3 protein-coding genes and 1 pseudogene are annotated in these 3,394 nt (G+C 68.7%); all 4 read right to left on the minus strand.

The window, feature by feature from the left end; translation table 11 throughout:
- Window positions 1-61: 61 nt before the first annotated feature.
- Window positions 62-1,441, minus strand: a complete 1,380-nt coding sequence (locus ACWEN3_RS43880; protein ID WP_452983566.1) for an 8-oxoguanine deaminase — start codon at window positions 1,439-1,441, stop codon at window positions 62-64.
- Between the two features lie 130 nt (window positions 1,442-1,571).
- Window positions 1,572-2,519, minus strand: coding sequence for a factor-independent urate hydroxylase (gene pucL, locus ACWEN3_RS43885; RefSeq protein ID WP_452983569.1), 948 nt, complete (start codon window positions 2,517-2,519; stop codon window positions 1,572-1,574).
- A gap of 4 nt (window positions 2,520-2,523) precedes the next feature.
- The gene (gene uraH / locus ACWEN3_RS43890) at window positions 2,524-2,919 is read right to left on the minus strand and encodes a hydroxyisourate hydrolase (RefSeq protein WP_452983572.1); all 396 of its coding nucleotides are present in this window, start codon (window positions 2,917-2,919) and stop codon (window positions 2,524-2,526) included.
- Between the two features lie 4 nt (window positions 2,920-2,923).
- Window positions 2,924-3,301: pseudogene (gene uraD / locus ACWEN3_RS43895) on the minus strand (2-oxo-4-hydroxy-4-carboxy-5-ureidoimidazoline decarboxylase); the annotation flags it as partial.
- Between the last annotated feature and the right edge of the window lie 93 nt (window positions 3,302-3,394).

Genomic DNA, 3,394 nt, shown 5'->3' on the forward strand with positions numbered 1-3,394 from the left:
GAGGCGAGAGGAGGCACGGGTGCCGGCCGGGAGCCGTCCCTCCCGGCCGGAGTCAGGGGGCTCAGGCCCGGGCGGCGATCCGCGCCAGGCGCTGGGCCTCGTCCCGCGTGGAGCGGGCGATGGCGTCCTCGTCGACGGTCAGCAGGCGGCCGTTCTCGACGATCTGACGGCCGTTGACGAAGGAGGCGGTGACCGGGGCGGCCGCGCCGAAGACCAGGGCGGTCACCGGGTCGGCGATGGAGGAGTGGGCGACGGTGTCCAGCTTCCAGAGCACCAGGTCGGCGAGCTTGCCGGCCTCCAGCGAGCCGGTCTCGGCCGCCCGGCCGAGGACCTGGGCGCCGCCGTAGGTGCCGAGACGCAGCGCCTGCCGGGCGTTGAGAGCGGCCTCGCGGTGTGCGCCGAGGCGGTTGATCAGCAGGGCGTTGCGCAGTTCGGTGTGCAGTTCGCCGGACTCGTTGGAGGCGGTGCCGTCGACGCCGAGGCCGACCGGGACACCCGCCTTCAGCATGTCGGGGACGCGGGCGATGCCGGCCGCGAGGCGCGCGTTGGAGGAGGGGCAGTGCGCGACACCGGTCTTCGTGCGGCCGAAGGCGGCGATGTCGGAGTCGTTCATGTGGACGCAGTGCGCCATCCACACGTCCTCGCCGAGCCAGCCGGTGGACTCGAAGTAGTCGGTCGGGCCCATGCCGAACAGTTCGTGGCAGAACTTCTCCTCCTCCACGGTCTCGGAGCCGTGGGTGTGCAGCCGTACGCCGAGACGGCGGGCCAACTCGGCGCCCTGCCTGAGGAGTTCGGTGGAGACGGAGAAGGGGGAGCAGGGGGCGACGGCGACCTGGGTCATCGCGTCGAAGGAGGCGTCGTGGTGCTCCTGGACGGTGGCCTCGGTCGCGGAGAGCGCGCCCTCGAGGGTCTCGACGGCGAAGTCCGGCGGCAGGCCGCCGTCCTTCTCGCTGCGGTCCATGGAGCCGCGGGCGAGGGTGAAGCGGACACCCGTCTCACGGGCGGCGCGGATGATCGCGCCGGACAGGTCGCCGGAGCCCTGGGGGTATACGTAGTGGTGGTCCATGGCGGTGGTGACGCCGCCGCGGGCCATCATCGCGAGCGAGCCCTGGGCGGCCGCGTACGCCATCGGCTCGTCGATGCGCGCCCAGACGGGGTAGAGCGCGACCAGCCAGTTGAAGAGGTTGTGGTCCGTGGCCAGACCCCGGGTGATCCACTGGTAGAAGTGGTGGTGGGTGTTGATCAGACCGGGGGTCACGAGGTGCCCGGTGGCGTCGATACGGCGTACGACGTTCTCCAGGCCCTCGGGGGCCTTGCCCGCGCCGACCGCCTCGACGCGGTTGCCGGCGATGACGACGTACCCGGAGGCGTACTCGGTGTCGTCGGCGTCGACGGTCGCGATCGAACAGTTCTCGATGACGATGCGCTGGGCTGCTGCCATGATTCGTCCTTTTCGCTCAGTGGACTGAAGTGGGAGGGCACGGCAGGACCCTAGGAGTTTTGAGTGCCGCGGCCGGGGAGCCGGACGGGGGGCGCGTCGCCCCGGCCGCGGGTGCCGAGAGAGGGGTTGCTCAGAGGTTGGTGAGATCCACCGGGATCTTCGGCTCGCAGCCGTCGCGCAGGACGGTCGCCTCGATCAGGCCGTAGGGCCGGTCGGCGGCGAAGTAGACCTCGTTGTCGTTCTTGAGCCCGAAGGGCTCCAGGTCGACCAGGAAGTGGTGCTTGTTCGGGAGGGAGAAGCGGATCTCGTCGATCTCGCTGCGGCTGTTGATGACGCGCGCGCCCATCTGGTACATCGTCTGCTGCAGAGACAGGGAGTAGGTCTCGGCGAACGCGTGCAGCATGTGCTTCTTGACCTGCTCGTAGGACTTCTCCCAGTTGGGCATCTTCTGCTCGTCGTCGGTCCAGTTGAACCGCCAGCGGGCGGAGACGTCCGTGGCCAGGATGCGGTCGTAGGCCTCCTGGAGGGTGGTGTACTTGTCCTTGACGTAGCCCCAGAACTCGGCGTGGGTGGAGTTGAGCACCGTCAGGTTCTTCAGGCCGGAGACGACCTCCCACTTCTCACCGTCGTAGGTGATCTGGGTGAGGCGGGTCTCCTGGCCCTTCCTCACGAAGGAGTGCTTGACCTCGTCCGCGCCGATGAACTTGGAGTTGCCGTCGGAGGTCTCGATCCGCTCCCAGGCGTACTCCTCGATGCGGATGCGGGCGCGGTGGATGGGCTCCTGCGAGGTGACGAAGTGGCGGGCGAGGTGGATGCCGAACTGCTCGGCGGACTCGATGCCGTGCTCCTTGGCGAACGCGAACACCGTGTTCTTGGTGGTGTCGGTCGGCAGGACGTTGGCGTTGGAGCCGGAGTAGTGGACCTCCTCCATGTCGCCGCTCAGCGCCACGGAGACGTTGAGGTCCTTGATGTGGTGGGTGGCGCCGTCCCGCGTGATCTTTACGACTCGGTTCTCGGCCTTGCCGTACTGGTTCTGTCCCAGGATGACAGGGCGGGCAGGGCGGGAATTGTCGGTCATTTAGCTAGCTCCCTCGGTAAACGGAGTAGCCGAACGGGTTGAGCAGCAGCGGTACGTGGTAGTGCTCGCCCGGTACGACGGCGAACGTGATCGCCACCTCCGGGAAGAACACGCCCGGTCCGCTGTCCCGATTCGCGGGGGCGTCCTGCTGCGCATCGGCTTGCTTCTTCTCGAAGTACGGTTCGACGGCGAAGTCGAGCCGCACGTGGGTCGTCCCCTCCGGCAGTGCCGGCAGGTCCTTGCACCGGCCGTCGGCGTCGGTCGCGGAGCCGCCGAGCGCCTGCCAGTCCCCGCCCCGCCCGGAGCGGGCGGAGAGGTGGACGGCGACGCCCTCGGCGGGACGGCCGAGCGAGGTGTCCAGGATGTGCGTGGACACGGAGGCGGTGGTGCTGGTGCTCATGGTGTCAGGCGTCCTCTTCGACGAGTCGGGCCAGGCGGATGCGGTTGATCTTTCCCAGTTCGGTGCGGACGATCTCGCGCTCCTGCTCCGGCGAGTGCCCGATCCGCTCCTTGACCGCGTCCCGCATCTGTTCTCCGGTCCGGCCGGTGGCGCAGATCAGGAAGACATGGCCGAACTTCTCCTGGTAGGCCAGGTTGAGTTCGAGCATCTCCGCCTTGAGCTCCTCGGAGGCGCCGGCCATGCCGCGCTGTTCACGGGCGGAGGCCGGGTCGCCGGGCCTGGGACGCCCGATCGGCGGGTGCCCGGCCATCGCCTCCTCGAGGTCCCCGGAGGTCAGCTCGGCCATGGCTGCGTCGCTGGCGGCGTAGAGCTCGTCGGCGGTGGTCCTGACCGTTCATCCGTAGCGAGCTGTTCAGTTGTGGCTGTGCTCTGCGGTGTTCAGTTGTGGCTGTGCGATGTGGTGTTCAGTTGTGAC

Source organism: Streptomyces sp. NPDC004561 (genome assembly GCF_053602155.1).

What these genes read in the sequence shown, in the direction of transcription:
- pucL (WP_452983569.1), bottom strand. Translation starts at nt 2,519, where the DNA reads ATGACCGACAATTCCCGCCCTGCCCGCCCTGTCATCCTGGGACAGAAC.
- ACWEN3_RS43880 (WP_452983566.1), bottom strand. Translation starts at nt 1,441, where the DNA reads ATGGCAGCAGCCCAGCGCATCGTCATCGAGAACTGTTCGATCGCGACC.
- uraH (WP_452983572.1), bottom strand. Translation starts at nt 2,919, where the DNA reads ATGAGCACCAGCACCACCGCCTCCGTGTCCACGCACATCCTGGACACC.